The 22,200-nt window shown below is 68.0% G+C and carries 23 protein-coding genes and 1 pseudogene; 6 read left to right on the top strand and 18 right to left on the bottom strand.

The features are described 5' to 3' along the window. Nucleotides 1-498 precede the first annotated feature (498 nt). The 5 genes and pseudogenes from IE226_RS40860 to IE226_RS40840 form a co-directional block, all read right to left on the bottom strand. Nucleotides 499-1,062 carry an NUDIX hydrolase gene (locus tag IE226_RS40860; RefSeq protein WP_190086590.1) on the bottom strand — a complete coding sequence of 188 codons (564 nt, stop codon included), beginning with the start codon at nucleotides 1,060-1,062 and terminating at the stop codon, nucleotides 499-501. Between the two features lie 13 nt (nucleotides 1,063-1,075). Continuing rightward, a pseudogene (locus tag IE226_RS40855) lies at nucleotides 1,076-2,196 on the bottom strand (adenosylhomocysteinase). 93 nt (nucleotides 2,197-2,289) lie between these two features. After that, nucleotides 2,290-2,787 carry a hypothetical protein gene (locus tag IE226_RS40850; protein WP_190086589.1) on the bottom strand — a complete coding sequence of 166 codons (498 nt, stop codon included), beginning with the start codon at nucleotides 2,785-2,787 and terminating at the stop codon, nucleotides 2,290-2,292. Nucleotides 2,788-2,798: 11 nt separating this feature from the next. Then, on the bottom strand, nucleotides 2,799-3,233 hold the full coding sequence (locus tag IE226_RS40845) for a hypothetical protein (RefSeq protein WP_190086588.1): 435 nt from the start codon (nucleotides 3,231-3,233) through the stop codon (nucleotides 2,799-2,801). Between the two features lie 55 nt (nucleotides 3,234-3,288). Beyond that, nucleotides 3,289-4,518, bottom strand: a complete 1,230-nt coding sequence (locus IE226_RS40840) for a helix-turn-helix domain-containing protein (RefSeq protein ID WP_190086587.1) — start codon at nucleotides 4,516-4,518, stop codon at nucleotides 3,289-3,291. Between the two features lie 997 nt (nucleotides 4,519-5,515). On the opposite strand from IE226_RS40840, the gene IE226_RS40835 reads away from it, so the two are divergent. Then, nucleotides 5,516-6,169: a DUF4232 domain-containing protein gene (locus IE226_RS40835; protein ID WP_190086586.1), complete on the top strand. Its 654-nt coding sequence runs from the start codon at nucleotides 5,516-5,518 to the stop codon at nucleotides 6,167-6,169. A 120-nt stretch (nucleotides 6,170-6,289) separates the two neighbouring features. On the opposite strand, the gene IE226_RS40830 is transcribed toward IE226_RS40835, so the two are convergent. The 3 genes from IE226_RS40830 to IE226_RS40820 all read right to left on the bottom strand — a co-directional run bounded on the left by IE226_RS40830 (nucleotide 6,290) and on the right by IE226_RS40820 (nucleotide 9,061). Further along, nucleotides 6,290-6,628 (bottom strand): MerR family transcriptional regulator, encoded by a 339-nt coding sequence (locus tag IE226_RS40830; RefSeq protein ID WP_190086585.1) that lies wholly within the window; start codon nucleotides 6,626-6,628, stop codon nucleotides 6,290-6,292. Nucleotides 6,629-7,965: 1,337 nt separating this feature from the next. Next, on the bottom strand, nucleotides 7,966-8,103 hold the full coding sequence (locus IE226_RS40825; protein ID WP_190086584.1) for a hypothetical protein: 138 nt from the start codon (nucleotides 8,101-8,103) through the stop codon (nucleotides 7,966-7,968). A gap of 412 nt (nucleotides 8,104-8,515) precedes the next feature. Further along, nucleotides 8,516-9,061 carry a hypothetical protein gene (locus tag IE226_RS40820; RefSeq protein ID WP_190086583.1) on the bottom strand — a complete coding sequence of 182 codons (546 nt, stop codon included), beginning with the start codon at nucleotides 9,059-9,061 and terminating at the stop codon, nucleotides 8,516-8,518. A gap of 345 nt (nucleotides 9,062-9,406) precedes the next feature. Between IE226_RS40820 and IE226_RS40815 the strand changes: the two genes are divergently transcribed. Further along, complete coding sequence (locus tag IE226_RS40815) at nucleotides 9,407-10,423, top strand: DMT family transporter (protein ID WP_190086582.1); 1,017 nt, start codon at nucleotides 9,407-9,409, stop codon at nucleotides 10,421-10,423. Between the two features lie 36 nt (nucleotides 10,424-10,459). Here IE226_RS40815 and IE226_RS40810 read toward each other — a convergent pair whose 3' ends face one another. Next, nucleotides 10,460-11,077 carry a class I SAM-dependent methyltransferase gene (locus IE226_RS40810; protein WP_190086581.1) on the bottom strand — a complete coding sequence of 206 codons (618 nt, stop codon included), beginning with the start codon at nucleotides 11,075-11,077 and terminating at the stop codon, nucleotides 10,460-10,462. 584 nt (nucleotides 11,078-11,661) lie between these two features. Between IE226_RS40810 and IE226_RS40805 the strand changes: the two genes are divergently transcribed. Further along, on the top strand, nucleotides 11,662-13,170 hold the full coding sequence (locus IE226_RS40805) for a multicopper oxidase family protein (RefSeq protein ID WP_190086580.1): 1,509 nt from the start codon (nucleotides 11,662-11,664) through the stop codon (nucleotides 13,168-13,170). A 42-nt stretch (nucleotides 13,171-13,212) separates the two neighbouring features. On the opposite strand, the gene IE226_RS40800 is transcribed toward IE226_RS40805, so the two are convergent. From IE226_RS40800 to IE226_RS40770, 7 genes are all read right to left on the bottom strand, one after another. After that, nucleotides 13,213-13,494: a hypothetical protein gene (locus tag IE226_RS40800; RefSeq protein ID WP_190086579.1), complete on the bottom strand. Its 282-nt coding sequence runs from the start codon at nucleotides 13,492-13,494 to the stop codon at nucleotides 13,213-13,215. A 41-nt stretch (nucleotides 13,495-13,535) separates the two neighbouring features. After that, complete coding sequence (locus tag IE226_RS40795) at nucleotides 13,536-13,952, bottom strand: fic family toxin-antitoxin system, toxin component (protein ID WP_190086593.1); 417 nt, start codon at nucleotides 13,950-13,952, stop codon at nucleotides 13,536-13,538. Further along, nucleotides 13,952-14,869 carry an IS3 family transposase gene (locus IE226_RS40790; RefSeq protein WP_190086578.1) on the bottom strand — a complete coding sequence of 306 codons (918 nt, stop codon included), beginning with the start codon at nucleotides 14,867-14,869 and terminating at the stop codon, nucleotides 13,952-13,954. Before IE226_RS40790 ends, IE226_RS40795 begins: the two co-directional genes overlap by 1 nt. Then, nucleotides 14,866-15,174, bottom strand: coding sequence for a transposase (locus IE226_RS40785; protein WP_190086577.1), 309 nt, complete (start codon nucleotides 15,172-15,174; stop codon nucleotides 14,866-14,868). The genes IE226_RS40790 and IE226_RS40785 overlap by 4 nt, the downstream gene beginning before the upstream one ends. A gap of 70 nt (nucleotides 15,175-15,244) precedes the next feature. After that, a complete protein-coding gene (locus tag IE226_RS40780; protein WP_190086576.1) occupies nucleotides 15,245-15,550 on the bottom strand; it encodes a type II toxin -antitoxin system TacA 1-like antitoxin in 306 nt (101 codons plus the stop codon). 78 nt (nucleotides 15,551-15,628) lie between these two features. After that, nucleotides 15,629-16,231 carry a hypothetical protein gene (locus IE226_RS40775; RefSeq protein WP_190086575.1) on the bottom strand — a complete coding sequence of 201 codons (603 nt, stop codon included), beginning with the start codon at nucleotides 16,229-16,231 and terminating at the stop codon, nucleotides 15,629-15,631. A gap of 491 nt (nucleotides 16,232-16,722) precedes the next feature. Then, nucleotides 16,723-16,980: a hypothetical protein gene (locus tag IE226_RS40770; RefSeq protein ID WP_190086574.1), complete on the bottom strand. Its 258-nt coding sequence runs from the start codon at nucleotides 16,978-16,980 to the stop codon at nucleotides 16,723-16,725. A 217-nt stretch (nucleotides 16,981-17,197) separates the two neighbouring features. On the opposite strand from IE226_RS40770, the gene IE226_RS44970 reads away from it, so the two are divergent. Together IE226_RS44970 and IE226_RS40765 are read left to right on the top strand one after the other, a co-directional pair. Continuing rightward, nucleotides 17,198-17,326: an LPFR motif small protein gene (locus IE226_RS44970; protein ID WP_268251318.1), complete on the top strand. Its 129-nt coding sequence runs from the start codon at nucleotides 17,198-17,200 to the stop codon at nucleotides 17,324-17,326. Between the two features lie 64 nt (nucleotides 17,327-17,390). Beyond that, entirely contained in the window at nucleotides 17,391-18,062 is a 672-nt protein-coding gene (locus tag IE226_RS40765) for an AIM24 family protein (protein WP_190086573.1), read from the top strand. Here IE226_RS40765 and IE226_RS45160 read toward each other — a convergent pair. Next, the gene (locus IE226_RS45160) at nucleotides 18,025-18,540 is read right to left on the bottom strand and encodes a GNAT family N-acetyltransferase (protein ID WP_308429598.1); all 516 of its coding nucleotides are present in this window, start codon (nucleotides 18,538-18,540) and stop codon (nucleotides 18,025-18,027) included. The genes IE226_RS40765 and IE226_RS45160 overlap by 38 nt on opposite strands. Nucleotides 18,541-19,176: 636 nt before the next feature. Here IE226_RS45160 and IE226_RS40755 point away from each other — a divergent pair. Next, a complete protein-coding gene (locus tag IE226_RS40755) occupies nucleotides 19,177-21,180 on the top strand; it encodes a pentapeptide repeat-containing protein (protein WP_229871891.1) in 2,004 nt (667 codons plus the stop codon). Between the two features lie 88 nt (nucleotides 21,181-21,268). On the opposite strand, the gene IE226_RS40750 is transcribed toward IE226_RS40755, so the two are convergent. Beyond that, nucleotides 21,269-22,180 carry a PDR/VanB family oxidoreductase gene (locus tag IE226_RS40750; protein WP_190086570.1) on the bottom strand — a complete coding sequence of 304 codons (912 nt, stop codon included), beginning with the start codon at nucleotides 22,178-22,180 and terminating at the stop codon, nucleotides 21,269-21,271. Nucleotides 22,181-22,200: the final 20 nt, after the last annotated feature.

Raw genomic sequence — 22,200 nt, 5'->3', positions numbered from 1 at the left:
CGGCGGAAAGCCACTCCCACCAGCAGAAACTCAGCGATCAAGTTCGGAACGACAACAGGTACTTAGACCCTGACCTGCTAATGGACCCGGTGCCCGAGTCTTCCGATGCCTCGGATGCTTCCTGGTCATCGGATGCCCGCACCCGCACGTCGTCCATCTCGTTCTGGTTGTCCTTGGACTGCTTAGTCATGGCTGAACTCCTTCGGCGATGAGGGATGTCCCAATCAGTCCCCCATGGCGCGCTGAGTAGCGACCACCCGTAGCCCTCCATTTAGGTGAACTGCCGTGCAGCTGCGGCTGCCGCGAGGCGCGCAAGTCGAGACCTGGACACGTAGGGCAGAGCGGAGCGGCGCGCCACCAGCCGCTTAGCAGGTGATGGAAGTCAGCATGGGAAAGGCCCAGCCCAACATGCGGTGAGGTCCACGTAGGCACGCAGCGGCCCCGGTACTTGGTAGGTACCGGGGCCGAGCTGTGTAGTCGGGTTGGAAGTTGGCCCAACTAGCGCGTGACGCTCAACACACGGGAGCGGAACGGCTCGGCCGTCAGCGTGTCGGCGAACTGCCACGAGTAGGCCGTGACCTCTTCCTCTTGCAGCTCAACCAGTTCGGCGGGTTCGACCAGGTCGGTCGAGGGTCGAAAGAGGAATCGGAAGTCGAAGTGAAGGTGTTCCGGCTCACCCTTGGTCTCGTTGGCCGGGATGGTGTGCACGTCGATGTGAAGCGGTAGATCGCCGGCGACCTCGACTTGATCAGAGGTGATGCCCGTTTCCTCGGCCAGCTCGCGGAGGGCGGCATCGACCAGAGTCGTGTCGCTGTCCTCGACGTGGCCTCCGGGCAGTAGCCACTTGCTCAGGGCGCGGTGTTCGATGGTGAGTACGCGGCCGTCGGGGCGGAGCAGCGCGGCACCGGCTGTGACGTGACCGCGGAACTCCTTGCGTGAGCCGATGGTGTCGCCCGCCTGGTCCAGTGTCTCGACAAGCGGGGCAAGGCTCTCCTCGTCGCCGGGATTTTCGGCGAGGTAGGCGTCGACGGTTTCGCGCACGTGCTGTGCCGTGATCGGCATGGGGTCCTGTCTCCTAGCGGTTGAAGTAGTTGAGCCACGTCGAGGCGATGGTCTTGCGGTCGGCGGTGTCCACTTCGTGCATACCGTGTCCGAGGTCCCCGCGGGTGAGCATGCGGATTCCGGCGAGTATCTCGGCCTGGACGAGGAAGATGAATGGGCCAACGGATGCGCCGTGCAGGAAGTTGACGGCGTTTCCTCCGTTGAGCAGGTAGAAGTAGTGGCCCGTCGTTGCGTAGCGGGTGACGTGCTCGCCGTTCGGGGTGCGCTGGTAGACGCCGGGCAGGGCGTCGAGGTCGAGTTCGTCCTCGCTGCTCGTGACGGTGGCGACGTAGGCGCCGTTTCGCAGGCTTGAAAAGTCCTCGCCGCGGAGGGACACAGCGCCGGTCGCGCACAGAACAAGTCCGGCGCCGTGCAGGGCGGCGTCGCGGTCTCGTGCTACCGCGAAACCCTGTGAGAGGGCTTGTGCCTGCCGTACGGGGTCGACGTCGTTCACGGTGACCTGAACGCCCTTGGCGTGGAGCAGGCGGGCGATGCTGGACCCGAGCTTTCCGTATCCGATCACGAGGGCGGGACGGCCGTGCAGGATGTCGCCGCGGTTGCGCATGAGGGCCTCGGCGGAGAACACGACCGATTGCCCCACGAGGAAGTCCTCGGGGTCTTTGAGCGGGGAACGTGCGACGGAGACGACCGGGCAGGGCAGCTTGTCGCTGTCGGCGTAGCGCTTGTGCCCGTTCTCGGTGTCCTCGACCACGCCGAGGATGCGGCCGGAAAAGCGATCGCACAGAGCGTCGATGGTGGGGGCGAAGTAGCCTCCCACGTCGAGCAGTACGAGGGCCTCCCCAGGGGCGCGCGCCTCGATGTAGTCGAGGGCCGTCTCGGCGTCCTCGAACATCTCGCGCGTCAGGATGTCGCACGGGGTCACCTTTTCGACCGCGCGCCGGGCGTTGGCGTCGATCGATTTCGGTTTGGGGAGGACTGCCCGCAGGTTGCTGGTCTTCCCCACGGCTCCCACGAACGAGGACGTTCGGGCAGGAGATGCGTGATCAGGAAAGATGACGGCCGCTCGATTGGAGCGAATACATCGGCGATACGCGCGAAATAGGAGTCGAGGCGGGCGCGCTCAAACTGTTCCATGGACTCACTTCCCAGGGTCTTGGGGCGGTGATTCTGGACAGGTGGTGCGCCCGTCCCGCGCCGGGGTGTCGTGTTAGCGCGGGACGGGGTCTATCAAGTGCGCCACCGGCGCCGTTTGCGGTGGCGTCCCGTCCCGGCCGGGGCATGTGCGGGACACCCGGCGGGGACGGCAGTCTTCAACGGCCTGTTGCTGGTCGGCAGGGCGTAGGCGCGCACGGAATACCGGGCGTCGTAGTCCGTGACGTTGAGGAGGTAGCTGTTTCCGGAGCTGAGGACGCGTATGGCGTGCTCGTACCACTCGCTGTTGCTGGCCCACATGCGCAGGTCCTCGTCGGGGCGCGGGCAGGTAGGGCCAGCGGGGGCGATGGTGGCCGGTGGCAGGTAGGGCGTGGTCGCCTCAGGAGCGAGGAGGCCGGCGAGGTGCTGCGCCTGTGCCCGAATCCATCGGGCGGCAAGGCGGGGGGAGGCAGCCCGGTAGTGGGCGACGATGACCTCGCGGGACCCGGCCAGGCCGCGAGCGGTCACTTCACAGCGGAAGGCAACGGCCGCGTGCGCGGGCGGACGCACGAGGGTCGGCGGACGATGTGTCATGACGGCCGCGCTCACTGCCCCAAAGCCTTCTCGCGGTCCAGGCTGAGCTGTTCTAGTTGCACGCGGTACAGCTCGACTTGCGACGACGAGAGGATGAGCAGCGACTCGGAGATGCCGCCGTCCTCGTGGTGAATTGTGACCGGTAGAACGGCCTGCTTCGCCTGATGGTCGTATTTGACGTCGCGGTGCATGGGCGTGACGTGCGTGACCGGTACCGCCACGGGGCGCAGTGTGGTGCCGTCCGAGTCCGCTCTCCAGTCGCCCCCGCCGCCGGGCAGACGCAAGTGGTACGACGCCGAGCTTTCACTCGGCACATCGACGACCACACCGATTTGCGCGTCGTGCGCGAGGTCGAGGGCGAGGTCGCCGAGGCGCGGGTGAAAGGGGGGCTTGGCGCCTAACCCGGCGCTACCAAGAGCGTGTTGTTTCGGAATCTGTTCGGCCATGCTCCGAAGCTAGGAGCGGGCTGGGGGCCGAATATGAATCGGAGGAATACCACCCTCATCCGTCCAGGTGGAAGCGGTCTGACATGCGGCGCAGCTTCTCACGGGTGGACGCTCGTTCGGCGTACACGATGCTACGCAGGGTTGACCTGGCGATAGGGTGGTTGCGGATGAGTTGTGGTGCGATGCGCTCGGCGGTCTCCAGCTCTCCCAGCGCCTTATCCCGATTTCCGTCCCACAACCACGCCCGCGCAAGGTCCATGTGGTGATGCCCTTGGCGGGAGTTGGGGAGAGCGGCGATCATCTTGCGGGAAGTGCGCCGGTTTATGGACAGCGCCTTGCGCTGTTTGCCCATCTCCAGGGCCACGCTGATCGCGTGAATCTGCACATTGCCGGATGAGAACGTGAGGGAATGCCGGTCGTAGATCGGCGGGCCCACATACTTGCCCAATCGGTCCGCAGCAGTCTTGGCGTGCTTGATGCGGTCCTCGGCCTCTGCGGCACGTCCGCCTCGCGCGGCCGATACCGCGGCACGCAGTTGGAGGGTTCCCCACGCGCGTACGGCGAGAGGCTCGCCCCGGTCGAACCCCTCTTGCACGCTGCCGATGGCGCGGTCGGAGAGGGCAACGGCATCGGCCCAATCAGCAGTTGCCCACATGTCCCACACCCGCATCCAGTCGGCGACTGCCGGCATGACGGAGTCCCCGGAAAGGCGCGCGGACCAGGCGGCGCGTTCGCATGCCATGGCGATCAACTCGGGGTGACCGAGGGCGTGCGCGGCGGTATGGGCGAACTTGCAGCACACGGCGTAGATGGCGAACGCTTCCTCGCGTTCGTGGCCGGTGGACATCTCGGCGAGCGCGCGGGCCTCGCGCAAGAGGTCGGGCAGGATCTGCACGATTGCGACGTTCGCCGCAGCGTCACGCAGTCGGTGCAGTCGGGTTGTCTCCTGCCAGAGTTGGGCCGCGGTTCTAGGAGTGCCGTTGAAGACAGGGGCGAGGTCGTAGCGGCGCATCTCGCGCGTGATGGAGGACGCGGCTACCTGCCATCGGTTCTCGTCCGGCGAGTTGTTGTAAGGCCGGCCGATCAGGTCGTTGGGGTGTATGTGCAGTTCGGCTGCAACCTGGTTGAGCAGGCCCATACGGTCGAGTTCGATCAGACCGCGTTCCATCTTCGATACCCAGCCCTGAGTCTTCTTGAGAGCGGCGGCGAGATCAGCTTGGGGCATCCCAAGACGGAGCCGTGCGCGCCGGACGCGGGCGCCGATCTCCTCGGCTTCTTCCAACATCAGCGTGCCCCCCTTGCTGCGAGGGGACGGCGGCTTGCAAGCGTGCGGCGTGGCATCTGTGCTCCGTCCGTCGGGCTCATAGTCACGACGGTACAGAGCAGGTCTCGCCTGTGGGCAGTGCTGCCAGGCTTGAAGTGCCCTTAGTTTAGGCAACGACAAAAGCGCCCCCGTCCGGTGTGTGGCCGAGGCGAGGGGCATGGTGCGTCTACCGGGCGGCGAGCTGTCATAGAGACAGAGTGAGACCGGTGACGGCGACCAGGGCGGCCACGGACGGAGCGGCCATCGTGGCCGTTCGAGGGCGTCGAGGCGGGCTGTGTCGGGCTTCTGGCGTTCGGTCTCCCCGCGCTCGACGGTGTCGAGGCGGGCGTCATGGTCCGGTTTGATACCGGCCATCGTGATGCGCACGGGAGCCGCGCCGGGCATCGCCGAAGCTAACTCGGTCGCCCCCGCCCCTCCCTCAAGCGGCCAGTACGCCACGACGCTCGTGCGGGCGTGGTTGGAAAACTCGCGGCGCCTCGCGCATTGCAGCGGCGCCACGCCCCGGCCCAGCTGGCGCAGGACGCCCGCGGCCGTCACGGACACCCGCACATTGTGCGGGGTGCCCCACTTCACTTCACGGGCCCCCTGGGACCTCGCCCACGAAGCGCACCAGACGCGGGCCCGGCCGGTCCCCCAGGTTGCACCAAGACACGGATCGGGATGTTGCGGCCGATCAGCCTGTACAGGTCGGATTCCCGCATGGGCCGGCCCGGCAAACGAGCTCGGCGTGCTGGAGCAGCACGCGCTGCCTGTCCTGCCGTGAGCACGACGTGACGGCATGCCTGAGAACGTGAACGCGCAGGTCGGCGAGGTCGTGGCCGAGGTGGCCGGAGGTCTGCCGCGTCGGCCGCCTGTGACAGAACGAAGACGTCGCGGAGGACTTCCTGTAACTCGGTGTGGGATACAAATAGTTCAGACCACACGCACCGCGCTCCAACGCTTTTACAGGGGACCCACCGTGAAGAACACCCGCATCGCCGCTCTCGCCGCCATCGGTGTCGCCGCCTCTCTCTCGCTCACCGCCTGTGGCGGCGGTGAATCCGGGAAGGACTCGTCCTCCAAGGGCTCCTCGTCATCCTCTTCTTCTTCGTCCTCGGACGGTGGCTCGAAGTCGGACAGCAGCGCTGGCTCCGACAGCGCGAAGTCGGGCTCCGGGCAGGACACCAAGGCCGAGGCTGCCAACGGTGCGACGAACACCGGCGCCAAGGTCACGTTCTGCAAGACGGAGGACCTGGCCATCGACGCCAGGGACGCCGCGCCCGACGAGACCTCCGGCCGGATCGACATCACCATGGTCAACCGCGGCTCGGCCACCTGCTCGGCGACGGGCTTCGCCGGTGTCGACATCAAGGACGCCGACAACACCTCGAACCCCATCGAGCGCGGCAAGGCCCAGCCCCGTATCACCACCCTGAAGCCCGGCGACGCCGCTGTCTTCAACCTCGCCTACGACATCGACAACACCGGCGACAGCCTCTCGAACCCGACCAACATCCTGGTCACGCCCCCCAACGAGACCCACTCCGTGACCCTGGACTGGCCCGCGAGCGCAGGCGACATCAAGGGCGCCTACACCGATGTGCAGGTCTACCCCACGCACACGACCAAGTAGTAGCGGCGCCCGCGGCCTGGCCCCGGTGACTGACCGACTTGTCCGGCCAGGAACCCGGCCGTCCGGCGTCTGGTCAGCCCGTGTCAGCGACGCCTGGCACGCCCCTTTTCGCCACGGTTCTCAGACCGTGGTGGTGGGGCGTTCCGTCCCGGCGGCACGGCGGTATTCGGCATTGATCCGCTGGGCTTCCTCGAGCTGGTCCTCGAGGATGACGATGCGGCAGGCGGCCTCGATCGGGGTGCCCTGGTCGACGAGTTCGCGGGCGCGGGCGGCGATGCGCAGCTGGTAGCGGGAGTAGCGGCGGTGGCCGCCCGCCGAGCGCAGCGGGGTGATGAGGCGGGCCTCGCCGATGGCGCGCAGGAAGCCCTGGGTGGTGCCGAGCATCTCGGCGGCCCGGCCCATGGTGTAGGCGGGGTAGTCGTCGTCATCGAGACGGCTGAACGAGTCGTCTGCTGTCATCTGCACCTCTCTGTCACACGCGTGGAGGGGCCCGGGTGCCATATGGCACCCGGGCCCCGAAGGAACTGTTACACCATCTGCCGGCCCTGATACTGCGCCGGCCTTCTGTTTCCGCTGACCCGACCTGGAAGCCGTCGGGGTCGCGAGGATCGCGGTTGCTTGACCGGAGACCACCTCACTATCGATGTCCTGCGGTACCCGGACCTGATATGCCGTCCGGGCGATCCTGATGGCGCCTGGCTCCTCCGTTTCCCTCTTGAACCATTTACTTACCTACGGGAACTGCGTACTGCTAGGTGATGCGTACTGCTGGGTACTGCGTACTACTGGTGATGCGTACTGCTAGTGACCTGAGTAAGCGTCACTTTCGGCAGCCAGCCCCGTCGCCTCTCCTGCATCTGCTCTGGCTTAGAACCCCACTGCCGAACCTCCCGGTGCGCGCGCCCGCAGCCGACGCCTTCACCGAGGTGCTGCTCACATAACTTCACTGCTGGGTACTGCAACCTGCACTAACGGGTACTGCACTTGCGTTTACTGCGGTCCTGCTCATGGCGGCCCCTGATCACTGCGGGCCACCCGGTCCGGTCGTCAGTCCCGTCGCCGTCCTGCAACCGCTCTGGCTTCGGAACTCCACCACCGCACCGTCCTGCGAACTGCACTTGCGGGTACTCCTGCCCGGCAGTTCGTGTCTGCCAGGCCCTGCTCGATCTCGGCTACGAGAGAAACCATAACCACACCAAGGGCCAATGTCTACTCTGGCCAACATAGATTTCCGCGTGTTCGAAAGGGAGGTAGTCGGCCTCGAACACAGCGGGAAGGGTGGGAGAAGTCCCTGCCGTCCGTCTTTGCCGCGCGACTCGGGCCCCGACGTGCGGGTGAGCAGGATGTAGCGGACCGGAGAGGGCCCGCTACCGACCCGGTGAACTGCCCGCAAGCCTGGCCAGGCCGCCGCTCCTAGGCGCTGGACCAGCCCAGGGGTCCCGGATGGGGCTGCACCGCACCGTCCTGGCCGAAGGACTGCACCAGGACTGATCAACCTCCGAACGGGACCTGCTGATCGCCCGGTGGCCCACTCTGCGGGCATTGATCGGCCGCCCGCTCCGCCACACACCGAACACGGACCGCCCCTCGTTCTCGACAACGTGATCGGCGCCAAGGTCCGTGCGTCCGCCGATCGCGGCGCGGCTCGCGACCTCTCGACGTCCACGCCGCCCCTAGCTGCGCACGACCGCCGGCCTCGAATCGCTCGGCAGCCGCCACGCCCGCCAGGAATTCAGCCCCCACGCGTTGCGGGACCCCCGACGACGACTGCCGCCGGGCGTAGGGCATACCTGCCGTCAGCCCTCGTCACCACCCCGCCGGGCGTTCCGGGAACGCTGCGCCCACAGGACCAGGCAGGTCAGCAGGGAGGCGGTGAATACGACCGAAACGACGGTCCGAAGCGCGAACCACAGCGAGTTGTCGAGATCGACCACGGTCGCGAGGAGATTCAAGAGAACCGCGACAGAAAAGCTGCTCCATGCCCAATTCCGCGCTCTGATCTCCCTCATGGGCAGCTGAGCGTGGGCGGCCATATGCACTCCCTTGTCACTTCAGACGGGGCCAGGTTCCGAGCAGGGCCAAGTACCGGTCCCGACTGCTTCCCGCCGGTACGGGCCCCTCCGGGGGTGACATCGCAGCAAAACTTCAGCTCGTTCATGACGGAGGCATGCGGGTCATGAACAAGGATGCCTACTGAGCCGACACCCTCAAAGACCGGGAACTGCATGAACACCAGCGTGTCCGCGAAGTTCCCGTTCGGTTGTCTGCGCGATGCCCCGCGAAGCAGCTCCCCCAGGCTGGGGGCCGTAAGGGCGCCTCAGAAGGGCTCCTTAACCAGACGCCGGGTCAATTCACCGGCAAGGGCAGCATGGCCAGTTCAAGCAGGCCGGCCTCGACTGCGGCCGGGTCGATCCTGAGCCCGCAGTACTGGCCGACAGCAGCGAACACCACCAGGGAGAGTTCTTCGTGATGCTCCTCGAAGTACAGCTGCGCCTCTTCCGCGGTGGTATCGGAGCCATCGTACGGAGAGGGGAACACCGCGCCCGCCGCAGGCAGTGCAGCGTCCAATGCCGTCGACCACTCGGTGGCCTCCCCGAACTCCGCCTGCCGGGTCTGTCCGTCCCCCGGCGCGTGGAGGATCAGAGCCGGGGCGTCGTGGTGGTTCAGGGTGAGGCAGATGATTTCCTCACCGACTAGGGGCTCCATCTCGGGCACTCTTCGGTAGCCGAAGAACCAGGTAGCGGCGAACCCGTCCTCCAGGACGTACAACCAGTCCCCGCGGGTGCCGTACATCGCGCGGCTGACGTGCGTACCGTCACCACCGGAAGGCAAAGCCAGCGCATCCCGGGCCCGCCGCTTCTCGCGTCCTCGTAGCTGTGCTCGCCGATCCACCGCAGCCCCGCCACCTCGTCCTCCAGACCGGCGATGAGGGCCCTCCGGCCGCCACCACGGTGAGCACCCTCACGGACCCGGGCCCGGGCCCAAACCCGGGCCCAGCAGCTCGAGCGCGCGCGGTCGTCGGCTGGGGTTGATTAGCCACCCCAACTAGTCCGCAAGGCAGGGTACTTGTTACCTCACGCTCACGATGCTGCGCCTCTTGAGGCACGCGACCCAGTAGAAGATGCCGCACCGTTGGTCGTCCACGAGCACTGGGTATACGGGAGTACCTCGTCTGGTGCTGGAGAGGCGGGGAACTGATCGGGTTAGATCGGGGCTATCAACAGGAGCTGTTGCCGGGTGCGTTTACTCTCCCTGACCAGCGGTCCGCTGCCTGCCGCGGCGCTTGTGGTGACGTGGAGTTCCGGGTTCATCGGGGCGCGCCTGGGGACCGATACCGCGGACACCCTCACCGTCCTGATGTGGCGTTTCCTCATCGTGGCCGCCCTGGTGGGGCCGTGGTGGTGGCTCGTCCGCCGCCATCGGCACCACCTGACGCCCCGCGACGTCGCCACGCAGGCCGTGGTCGGTCTGCTCGCCCAGAGCATCTACCTGCTCAGCTCCGTCAAATCCATCGAGCTGGGAGTGCCTGTCGGCACGACATCTCTCATCGAGTCCCTTCAGCCGCTGGTCGCCGGAGCGCTGGTCGGCCCGCTGCTGAAGGAACGCGTGAGCGGGCGCCAGTGGATCGGCCTGGTCCTTGGCCTGATCGCGGTCGCCATGGTGATCGGTGACGGCCTGAGTCTGGCCACCGACAGGCCGGGCTGGATCTACGCGGTTCCGTTCATCGGTATGGCCACGCTCACCGCAGCCACGCTCCTCCAGCGAGGTCACGGTACGGCCATAGCGCTGACCGACTCGCTGGCGATCCAGTGCTGCACCAGCGCCGTCCTGTTCACGTGCCTGGGCCTCGCCTCCGGGCACGCTCAGCCTCCCAGCGACGGGGGCTTCTGGGTAGCACTGTTGTGGATGGTCTTCTTGTCTACGTTCGGCGGGTACGGCTTCTACTGGCTCAACCTCAAGCACCACTCGGTGACCAGGGTCAACAGCCTCATCTACCTCTGCCCACCCACCACCGCGTTCTGGGCGTTCCTGATGTTCGGCGACCCCCTCGGCGCAATGGCCATCACCGGCTTCGTCATCAGCCTCTCCGCTGTACTCCTGGTCAATCGCCCCGCGGCGTCCACCACACCGGAGAGTGGGCACGACGCGGAAAACGACACGCCCCCGTCGTCCTTGTCCTCCTCTAACCGCGACCACGACGCGGCAGTCGAGACCTCACGGCCACCCCGACCTCACGGCCGTCGACCTTCCTGAAGGGTCCTGCCCGCGCCAGCCCAGCGGGAGGAGACCTCAGCCGCGGCCCTGCACCCGATGGACGCTGACGGCATAGCCGCCGCCCTCGTAGGGGGCTGCGTCCCACGTCGCGAAGCGGTTCACCAAGGCCAGGCCGGACGCCGCGCAATGGGCGTCGTACTCGGGCAGGGTGATGGCGGGCGGTACCGGCAGGTGGGCCGCGTCCAGGCCGAATCCGGCGACCAGCAGGCCGCCCGGGCGCAGCGCCGCAGCCAGGTGCTTGATCACCGCGGCCTCGGTACCCGCGGCAAGGAGCGGGAAGATGTTGCCGGCGGCGACCACGAGGTCGAAGTCCGCGCCACCAGGCAGCTCGGCCGGGTCGAACGTGGCCAGGTCGGCCTGCATCCAGGACAACTGCGGCGCCTGCCTGCGGGCCACGGCCAGCATGGAGGCGTCGAGGTCGAGGCCGACGCAGTCGTAACCGAGCTCCGCCAGCCGGATCATCACCCGGCCGGTACCGCACCCGGCATCCAGCACCCGCGCCCCGGCCGGCACCAGCGTGGCGCACAGCCGTGCCTCACCATGCATGTCCCTGCCGCTGTCGGCCAGGGCCGCGAAACGGGCGGCGTAGTCCTCTCCGGACGTCCCACCGGTCAGCTCTTCCCAACGGCTCATGACGGACAGGGTAGGTGACCAGCAGCAATACCTGTTCCTTGGCCCGCTTCCCGGCGGACGCGCACGCTGACGGCTACGCAGTCCGGTCGCCGGAAGTGCAGCTCGAGCTCAGAACGGGAACTCGGGGTAGAGATCTGTGGTCGCGAGGCGTTCTTCGCCCTCCCCATTTCCGTTTTCGTAGCCCGCAACGGGGCGACGACTGGACCGGGAAACGTGTGCCGCATGGGTGCCCGGCCTCTCGGCTACGGCGCTGCGAGTCGGCGCGCGGGGTTCGTACCGCAAGCCGAATGCGGCCCAGGGGCGGATCTCATTCGCTGATCGGGCCGCCTTTGCCTCTCTTGCCTCCGGGTTCTCCCACCGTCAGTCGTTGCCGAGGAGCGGCTTGTCGAAGCTACGCGTGACTATGCGGGCCACGTTGAGAATCGTGCGTTCTGCTGACTGCTGCGGCCCAACTAGGCCTGATCGGTAGGGGCTAGTGAGGGACCAGTAGGGGGCAGATCCCTGAGGACTCCGGGGGTTGCGTCGGGGGTCGGTCCGGGGCGTTCCCCGATGTCCCGGGCCCGGCTCGTCGCGAGGCTTGAAGCATGTCCTCACTCAAGCGCGTCCTCGTCGTTCTCGGCTCATTCGTCACCGTGGTGGCGCTGGCGATCGGCGGCGGCATCCTGTGGCTGTGGAACGACGCCGAGGTCAGCACCGTCGGTGAGGAGCAGTTCGACAACGAACTGTCGATACCTCCGCTCGCGAAGTCCCGCGTGGACAAGGACGGCACCCGCGTCTTCGACCTGCGGATGCAGGCGGGCGAGAAGGAATTCGAGGACGGGCGGAAGACACCCACTTGGGGCTTCAACGGCGACTATCTGGGGCCGACGCTGCGCGCGGAGCGCGGCGAGAAGGTCCGCGTGCGGATAAGGAACGGCCTGGATGAGGCGTCGACCGTGCACTGGCACGGCATGCACCTGCCCGCGAAGATGGACGGCGGCCCGCACCAGATGATCAAACCGGGCGGCAGTTGGAGTCCCGACTGGACGGTGAACCAGCCGGCATCCACGCTCTGGTACCACCCGCATCCGCACGGCGCGACGGAAAAGCACGTGCAGCGCGGCCTCGCGGGGATGTTCCTCCTCGACGACAAACGGTCCGCGCGGCTCAAGCTGCCCAAGAAGTACGGGGTCGACGATCTGCCGGTGATCGTGCAAGACGTGAAGTTCGACGACGCCAAGTTCGACCACGGTCACGAGATGATGCGCAACGTCGGCTTCCTGGGCGACCGGACCATGGTCAACGGCACGCTCCGTCCCTATCAGGAGGTCGGTGACGAGCTCGTCCGGCTGCGGCTGCTCAATGCCTCGACGGCCCGCACGTACGACTTCGGTTTCCCGGACGACCGCTCCTTCTCCCTGGTCGGCACGGACGGCGGTCTCCTGGAGCAGCCGGCCCGCATGGAGCGGGTACAGCTGTCGCCCGGCGAGCGGGCCGAGATCGTGGTGCGCGTGGAGCCGGGCGAGAAGACCGTCCTGCGCAGTTTCCCGCAGGACAACTACGGGGGTTCGTGGGAGCAGCGATTCAGTGGCGGCGACGACTCCTTCGACGTCCTGGAGCTGCGGGCCGCGAAACAGTTGCGCGCATCGGGTGACATTCCGCGGCGTCTGGGCGAGCTGGAGGTGCCTGACGGCAAGAACCCGGCGCGGGGGCGTTTCTTCGACCTGAAGCAGTCCGGGATCAATGGGCGCGCGATGGAGATGGGCCGAATAGACGAGACCGTTACGCGGGGTACCACCGAGACGTGGACCGTCCGGAACAACAACGGCATGCCGCACAACTTTCATGTGCACGACGTGCAGTTCCGGGTGCTCGAGGTGAACGGCGAGGCGCCGCCGCCCGAGCTGCGCGGGGCCAAGGACACGGTGTTCCTGGCGAGCGGCACGACGATGAAGTTGGCGATGCGATTCGACGGGCCCGCCGACCCGGACACCCCGTACATGTATCACTGCCATCTGCTGGCGCATGAAGACGACGGCATGATGGGGCAGTTCGTCGTGGTGGAGAGGGGGCAATCGGCGGGCGCGCCGTCCGGGGGACATGACGGCCACTAGTTGTGTCGTTCGGGCCGGAGCTTGTGGCTCGCATCGACGCCCTCAGGGGGTGATGTAGTCGCCCCAGCCGAAGGTGGCGACGTAGGCCCGTCGGAGGGCGCTTCTGCCGCGTCCGCCTCGTCCGCCCCTGCCGCCTCGTCCGCCCCTGCCGCGGATGACTGTCAGCGAGAGGAGGAACCATGCGGTGAAGCAGCCTGCGGCGATCACAGGCCAGCGCGGGCCTGACAGGCCAGTGGTGACGGCCAGGGCGACGACCGTGATGATCAGTCCGATGTGGGCGCCGCCGATGTCGGTACCGGGCTTGCTGCCGCTTGCCGTACCCATGGTCGACTCCCCCGCGTAAGCCCGTCTCGCTCCGCGAACGGTCAGTTGACGGTCCAGTCGCGCAGTTGGCGGGCGATGACGGCCACGCCCTTGCTGCCGGAGGCGGCGTCGCGGACCAGGTCGGCTGCTGACTTTACGGGGTAGTCCAGGCGGCGCTCGTGGAGCAGCAGGTAGGCCTCGGTGGAGTGCCAGGCGAAGGCTGCGTTGGAGTGCTCGAGGCAGGGCAGCCGAGCCAGGGTGTGCAGGAGCGCGGCCGCTTTCAGGTTGAGCGAGCCGTAGATGTCGTGCTCCAGGGCGCGTGCGTTGACTCGTCCGATCGCCGCGTACAAGGGTCCCAGGTCGTCGACCTGAGGGTCCCCGTCGAGGAGCTCGGCGGCGTGGAGAAGGAAGGAGACGTCGAGCGGGTGCTGTGGTTCGGGCTGGGTCTGAGGTTCCCCCGGTGTGCGGGAGGTGCTGATCAGCTGGTCAGGGCGGGTTGACGGGGTTTCAGGTTCGTTCGTTCGGCCGTTGCCTGGTCGGCGTAGTGCTTCTCCTCGAACTCGATCGGGCTGAGGTAGCCGAGTCGTTTCTGGATGCGCCGGGAGTTATAGAAGCCGTCGATGTACTCGAAGAGCGCGAGGTTCGCCTCGGCCCGGTTGGCGAAGACGCGGCCGCGGATGCACTCCGTCTTGGTGATCATCCATAGGTTCTCCGCGAGGGCGTTGTCGTAGCTGTCTCCGACCGAGCCCATGGACGCCTGAACTCCTGCTCGCAGCAGGCGGGTTGTGAGCTTGATCGACGTATATTGACAGCCGTGGTCCGCGTGATGAATGAGCTGTCCGGGCTCGACCTCACGGGACGCGAGGGCGTACTCGAGCGTGGACAGCACCAGGTCGGCGTCCGCGCGGGCGGAGGTCTCCCAGGCCACCACCCGGCGGGAGAACGCGTCCCGGATCGCGGACAGCCACAACGGGCCCTCGCCGGTCGCGATCATCGTCAGATCGGTGACCCACAGCCGGTTCGGGGCACTCGCGGTGAAGTCGCGCTGGACCAGGTCCGGGGCCGGGTCGGCCTTGGGGTCCCGGCGCGTGAAGCCCTTGCGGCGTGGGCTGATGCCCGCGATGTCTGCCTCGCGCATCAGGCGCTCGACCCGTTTGCGGCCCACTTGGACGCCCTCGCGCTTGAGCACGGCGTGCACGCGCGGTGAGCCGTAGATCCCGCCCGAACCGGCGTGGATCTCCTTGATCTGCTCGGTCAGTTCCGCGTCCCGGCGCACGCGTTCGCACGGCTCGCGCTCGGCACGACGCCAGCGGTAGTACGTCGAGGAGGCGATGGAGAGTTCCCGCAGGACGCACTCGACTCCCAGGTGCGGGTGTTCGTCGACGAGCGCCGTCACCTGGGCCGGGTCGGGTCGAGTTGCGCCGCGAAAAAAGCCGAGGCCGTCCGCAGGACGTCGTTCGCCCGCTTGAGCTGGACGTTCTCCTTGCGCAGCGCGGCGAGCTCCGCCCGCTCGTCGGTGGTCAGCCGGTCGTCACGCTCGCCGGCGTCCGCCTCGGCCTGTCTGATCCAGCCGCGCAGGGCCTCGGGGTGCACGCCGAGATCGACGGCGAGCTTCTTGATCTGCGGCTTCGGCTCGGAGGTGCGGTACATCCGCACCGCGCGCTCACGCAACTCCAGCGAGTACTTTCTGGGGGCAGCCATGGTCGATGTTCCTCTCATGAGTCCCATCTGACCTTCTGTCAACACACTCCGCATCTCGGGGGAACCTCAGTCACGCAGCATGCCCCCGGGCGGGCGCGTCCAGGTCACGGCGGGCAGTCTGCTCGGCTTCCCGCTGCTCCGGGGTCGGGTCCAGGTCGGCGAGGTCGCGGAAGGCTTCGCCGCTACGTGCCTGCGAGGCCTGGAACGCGGCCAGGAAAGTCTTCTCGACCGCGGTGGCCCGGTCGACGGCGGCCTGCAGGATGTACTCCTGCATGCTCATGCCTTCTTGCCGGGCCGCCGCTTCGATCGCCGCGCGCTGTGCCGGGTCGGGGAACCTCAGGTTCAGCGCCTTAGGGCTGCCGGAGCTGCTCGTCATGGTACCGATGGTACCGATGGCCCCACCTTGTGGCCAGGCCGGTCGCGAGCGCAACCTGCCCGGTCGCGGAGCAGTGCCTCAGGATGTGGGCAGGTCCACCTGCGGCTGCAGGCGTACCTCGGTCACGCTCACGCCCTCCGGAGCGCCGAACGCCTCCACCATTACGCCGCTGGGGATGCCGGTGACCTGCAGAGCCAGGTGATCGGCTCCCACGCGCACGTCGAGCCTTGCCACGGGCTTGCCCGCGAAGTCCGGCATGCGGTGGATCCGCGCCGCCGGGTACCGCAGGCTCGTCAGCTTGTCCCGCATCTCCTCGTACGTGGCCGGGCCCTTGCCCGAGAAGGCCTTGCTGATGCGGAGTTGGTGCCGCTGGGCGACACACGTCTCTGTCACGGACAGCGGCACCGGATCGAACAGGACGGGCAGGGTGGAGTCGGGGGGCGGCTCCACCGCTGTGGCATCGGCGCCGGCGCCACTGGAGACGTCCGGGGCACAGACCTGCGAGAAGAGGTCCGCCATCTCGAGGAACCGCGCCTCGGCGCCAGCGTCGCTCGTGGCTGCGACGGTACGGGCCGCGGAGGCCTGATCGGCAGTGGCGTCCTGCGCGCCGAAGCCGGCCAGGACGACGACGCCGCCGAGCGCGGCCGCCAGCAAGGGCTTCGGGAGAAATGTCGATCGCATGCCCATACCCTGCGGGCTTCCGGTCATTGCCCGCATGAGCTTCCGTACTCAATCCACCAGCGGGTAGGGGCTCAGGCGGAAGGCGGCGCAGGCGGGAAAGGGCTCAGGGGGAAGGTGCTCAAGGGGGAAGGGGCTCAGGCGCGGGTGACGCCGGCGAACCGCGTCGTCCCTCGCTCACTCCCTCACTCGCTCACTCCCTCACTCGCTCACTCCCTCACTCGCTCACTTGCCTCGGCCTCGCATCAGGCTGACTGCGAAGAACACCGCTCCGATCACCACAACCACGCCGAAGGCGATTCCGAGCCACGGTGGTCCATCGGGTCCCCCGCCGGGCGCCGCCAGTTCAATCGGATACGTCGGATGCATTGGATGCATCGCATGATCCTCTCTGCGCTTCTCCAGAGCGCTCCATTACGAAGTGCCGGTGGCGGCCGAGGCCGAGGCGCCGCGAGCCGTGGGCCCCCTCCAGGTCAGGGGCCCACCTCGGCTCGTCAGCCGGTCGGTTCGTCCGGGACCGGCTTCTCCGGGTGGCTTTCCAGGGCGTCGGATTTGCCGCGCCTTGCGGTGCCTCCCTCGTCCGTGGCGGGAACCTTGGCCGCCTTGGCGCTGTCTTCGTCGCCGTCGTCGTCGGCCTTGCCCACGTCCAGGTCCCAGGCGTCCGGTTCGCCCGTGGCCTGCTGGTCAGGTGGGTCCCTGGGAACGGGGGTGCTGCCGTCCTCGCCGGGGGAGGCCGGTATCCACTCACTCACGATGTCTCCTCCTTGGCCGTTCGGCTCTTGGCCGGAGCAGGTACCCGCGGACGGCGCGACGACACTTCACGGACGACACTTCACGACAGCGGCCGCATGCGTGTTTCCGCTGCTCAGCTCAGGGCACCGGGGGTTGGTCAAGCCGTACGGAACCGTGCGGCGTCCCATTCGCCGTCCCCGGTCCGCCGGACGGACGGCCTTGTTCGGAGGTGCCCTCATGCTGAAGGCCATCGCAGACGTCTTCCGCGCCATCGGCGGAGCCATCGCCACCGTCGTCACCCTGCCCTTCCGGGCCGTCGCCCGGCTGTTCGGCGGAGCTTCCGACACCGCGCACGGCCGTCACTGAGATCCACTGCCGTAGCCTCAACTCCGCCTGCGTGAGGGTGAGTTGGCGGGGTAACGGAAGCTTTATGCATCGAAATCTCTTCGATCCCGAGAATCTCATTCAGCCCGCGTCGGCCCCCGGCCTCACGCAGGAGAACGCCATGGCGGTGCGCTACGCCGTCAAGGGCGAGGCCCAGGCCCGGCAGGGGACGATGGTCGCCTGGCGGGGTTCGCTGGAATTCGAGCGGCAGGGCCAGGGCGTGGGCAACTTCCTCAAGCGCGCGGTGACCGGTGAGGGTCTGGCCCTGATGACGGTCAGCGGTGAGGGTGAGGCCTGGTTCGCGTCCGACGCGGCGCACTGCTTCCTCGTCGACGTGGAGGAGGACCGGGGCCTGACGGTCAACGGCAAGAACATCCTGTGCTTCGACGCCTCGCTGAACTACGACATCACCACCGTCAAGGGCGCGGGAATGGCAGGCGGCGGCCTGTTCAACTGCACGTTCACCGGTACCGGCCGCCTTGCGCTGACCAGTGCAGGTATCCCGCTGGTACTGCCTGTGACGCCGGACGCGCCCGTGTACGTGGACACCGACGCCGTCGTTGCCTGGAGCCCGCAGCTGCACCCGTCGCTGCACCGTTCCCAGAGCGTCGGTTCGATGGTGAAGGGCGGCTCGGGCGAGGCCGTGCAGCTGAAGCTGGAGGGCGAAGGCGTCGCGGTGGTCAACCCCGGCGAACCCAAGCCGGCCCCGACGTCCTGAGGCCCGGCGGGGCTGGCGGGGCTGGCGGGGCTGGCGGGGCTGGCGGGGCTGGCGGGGCTGGCGTATCCGGCGTAGCAAATACGCCGGTGAGCGGCGCGTGTGTGGTCCAGCCAAGTGACTCGTACAGGCCCTGTCCCTCAACTGTGGCGCCGAGCACCCCGGTCCGGGCGCCCGCCTCGATCGCCGCGTTCGCCAAGGTGCGCATGACCGCGCGCCCCAGGCCCCGGCGTCGGTGGGCGGGGGCCGTCTCTATCTGGTCGAACACGACGCGGTCGGCACGCGAGTGGCCGGCGATCTGGCCGCGGGCGGCGAAGGCGCCGTCCGCGGACTTGATGAGGGCGCGGGTGACTTGCCCACGGCTTTCACGGCTTTCACGGCTTCCATGGCTTCCATGGCTTCCACTGTCTCCACGGGTCCACGTGCGGAGTTGGTAGTCGGCAGGGAGATCTGCTGCGGACGGACGCAGGGTTGTCGACATCAGGAAGCCGGGGTCGTCAAAGGCCCATCCGGGCGCGAGCCAAGGGGTGATGGCCTCCGGGGGCAGGCATATCTTGAGCCAGGTGCCAGGGGCCGCGGCACTCTCAGTGAGCTTGCGGACGAGCGCCTCGTCGGCGTGCGGCAATACGTGCCGGGTCACCTGACCGGGCAGGCCGACGTCGACCGTGAACCCCCAGGGCTCCGCTACCGGAGGTGCGGCCCCGCGCGAGATGGCCCAGCCGTCGACCCACGCCCGCACGATCTCGGTATCCACTACGACCTCCGTACGTAATAGGTGCCTACCAGTATGGAACCTTACCTCGGGCAGTCGACGATGGGCGGATACCGGTGTGGGCCCGGCTGCCGGTGTGGGCCCGGCTCGGGCGGTTGCCGGGCGCCATGCATGGGGCGGGAGCGCCAGCGTTGACCTCGTGCTCCTCGCAAGTGAGTTGGTCAGGGGCCTGCCCGCACAGCCCGCAACCGCCCGGGCCGGTTGTGGTGTCCCCCTGGTATGGCGCCTACGCCGTCACCACCGATCTGGCCGCATTGCGGCCGGGGCGCGACAAGTACGGACCCGATCGGCTGTCGCGGTCGGTCCCTCGCTCCGCATCGTCGCTGCCTGGCACACGTCTCCGACATGCAGCGTGATGCCTACCTCGCCGGCCTTGCGCACGGCAGCGACATCGACCACCAGGGCACCACATTCGATGAGCCTCTCCTCGAGAGACTGCTGCATGCCGTACGTGACCCTGTGACTGGCCAAGTGCTCCTCGGTACCGTCGAGTTCGGCTCGGCGGTCTTCGAAGGTGATGCCAACTTCGGTCCGGCGACCTTCACGGGCATCGCCACGTTCGACTCGGCAACCTTCGAGGGCACCGTCAGGCTCGGCTCGGCGACCTTCGAGCGAACTGCCATGTTCGGCGCGTCCGTTTTCAAAGGCATCGCCACCTTCGGCTCGGCGGTCTTCGAGAACGTGGCCTGGTTCGGCTCGGCCGTCTTCGGCGGCAGGGCCACTTTCGAATCGGCGGCCTTCGAGGAAGAAGCGTGGTTCGGCTCGGCGGTCTTCGAGCGCACCGCGGCGTTCGACTCGGCGAGCTTCGAAGGCCTCGCCACTTTCGACTCGGCGGCGTTCAAGCGCGTTGCCAAGTTCGGCTCGGCGACCTTCGGACAGCGTGCTGACTTCGGGTCGGCGATCTTCGACAAGGGGGCGAGCTTCGGCTCGGTGACCTTCGAGCGCGATGCCTCATTCGGCTCGACGTCCTTCGGGGGCACCGCCTGGTTCGGCTCGGCGACCATCGGCGGCGGCGCGGACTTCGACTCGGCGCTCTTCCATGGCCCCGCCGTGTTCCGCCGGGCGTCCTTCGACGGCTGCGCCGGCTTCGTCGCCGCTGCATTCAAGGACGACGTCGGCTTCGACTCTGCGCTCTTCACCCAGAACGCCGACTTCTCGTCGGCCGTCTTCGCACAGCCGGTGAACGTGGGGCCTTTGGTGTGTGCGGGGCAGGTGACACTGTCGGGGGCGTCGTTCGACGGCCCGGTGACGATGGCCATGGCCACGCGCCGTCTGGTGTGCCTGCGGACACGCTGGTCCTCGACGGCCGCTCTCCGCTTGCGGCACGCCACGGTGGACTTCACCCACGCCGTCTTCGAGTATCCCCTCAGCATCCACTCGGAGTCCGGGCTCTTCTTCTCCCTGTCCAACGGGCGGGCCCTGGACGAATCCCTGCTGGTCAGCAGCCGGAGCCCCGCGGTACGCCTGGCCTCCCTGCATGGGGTGGACGCGGCACATCTGGTACTCGCCGACATCGACTTGTCACGCTGCCTGCTGACCGGGACCGTGCACCTGGACCAGCTCCGCCTGGAAGGCACCTGCTCCTTCGCCACGGTCCCGCCCCGCACTGCCTGGCGGCGCGGGCGCCCCGTGCGGTTCACCGAGCGGCGCACCCTGGCCGAGGAACACCACTGGCGTGCCCGTCAGTCCGGGGCCGTGCCGGGCTGGAACGTGGCTGTGCTCGGCGCGGGCGACACCCAGCCGGACTCACTGGCAGCGATGTACCGGCAGTTACGCAAAGCCTTCGAGGATAGCAAGAACGAGCCCGGCGCCGCCGACTTCTACTACGGCGAGATGGAGATGCGCCGCCGTACGTCACAGACTCCGCGCGCCGAACGCGGCCTGCTCACCGCCTACTGGGCGCTGTCGGGGTACGGCCTGCGCGCCACCCGTGCCCTGGTGTGGCTCCTGCTCGCCATGACAACCACGCTCCTGGCCATGATGCTGTGGGGCCTGCCGGCTGATGACCCCGCACCGCGGTCCACCGTGAGCGCGGGCGTGACCGGCCAGAACAGCCAGCCGACCTCTGACGCGCCCGCGCCCGGGCCCCATCCGGAGTCCGCGCCCGAGCCCGAGCCCCATCCGGAGTCCGCGCCCGAGCCCGTCAATCCCAGCGGCTCACTGCACGAGCGGATGTCGACCGAACGCTTCGAGAAGGGCCTGCGGGTAGTGGTGAACTCGGTGATCTTCCGCTCTTCGGGCCAGGCCCTGACCACGGCCGGGACCTACACCGAAATGGCCTCCCGCCTCTTCGAACCCGCCCTGCTCGGCCTGGCAGTCCTTGCCGTGCGCGGCCGCATCAAGCGGTAGCCGGCGCTTCGGCCGTCTCCGTGCGCTCGGTCTGACACGGTGGCCACGTGCCGCCGTGTGTGGTTGTGGTTGTGGTTCAGGGGGTGTCTCAGAGGTCGAGGGTGAGTTGGGGTGACAGTGCCCGGGACACGCAGGGGTACATGCGGTCCTTGGGGGCGCCTATGTCGTCCCGGTGCTCGGGGGCGCCGTCCAGGACCGTGACTTCGCAGCTGCCGCAGACGCCTTCGCGGCATCCGGAGGGCAAGGGGTGTCCGGCGTGGGCGAGGGCGTCCAGGAGTGATTCGTCGGACGGTACGGCCACGGTGGTTCCGGATCGGGCGCAGACTGCCTCGAATGCCGTGTCGGGGCCGAAGGTCCGGGTCACCGGCTGGAACCGCTCGGCGTGCAGCAGTTCGGCGGGGAACGCCGCTTCCGCTGCCGCCAGCATGGTCGCGGGGCCGCAGCAGTAGACCCGCGTGTCGGCGTCCAACGTGGCCGCGAGGGCATCGAAGTCCGGCCTGCCGCGCCGTTTGGTCTCCACGATCCGCACCTGGTCCCCGTACGAGCGGCGCAGTTCGTCCGCGAAGGGCATGCTGGTCGCCGACGGCCCTGCGTACACCAGAATCGCGGGGAGTTGAGCGGCCGCCGCCGTGCGCAGCATCGGCAGCAGGGGCGTGATGCCGATTCCGCCGGCGAGGAACAGGTACCGCGGCGCGGGGAGGAGGGGGAAGTGGTTGCGGGGCACGGAGACGTCAAGGGCGCGGCCCGGGCGCAGGAATCGGTGGACGTACTCCGAGCCGCCCCGGCTGAGCGGGTCGTGGCGCACGGCGATGCGGTAGGCGTGCCGGTCTGCCGGATCCCCGCACAACGAGTACTGCCTGGTCAGCCAGTTGGGCAGGGACAGGTCGATGTGGGCGCCGGGGTCCCAGGGTCCCAGCTGGCCGCCGGCGGCGGCGCGCAGGGTTAGGGCGACGACGTCCTCGGCGACCTGGTCGATGCGCTCGACGACGGTCTGTTGCATGGGCGGGTGCGTGGGCTGTG

It is taken from the genome of Streptomyces longisporoflavus (genome assembly GCF_014649775.1).
GTDB lineage: Bacteria > Actinomycetota > Actinomycetes > Streptomycetales > Streptomycetaceae > Streptomyces > Streptomyces longisporoflavus.
The sequence above is the reverse complement of the archived record's forward strand: the minus strand, read 5'-3'. Positions and strand labels throughout refer to the sequence as shown.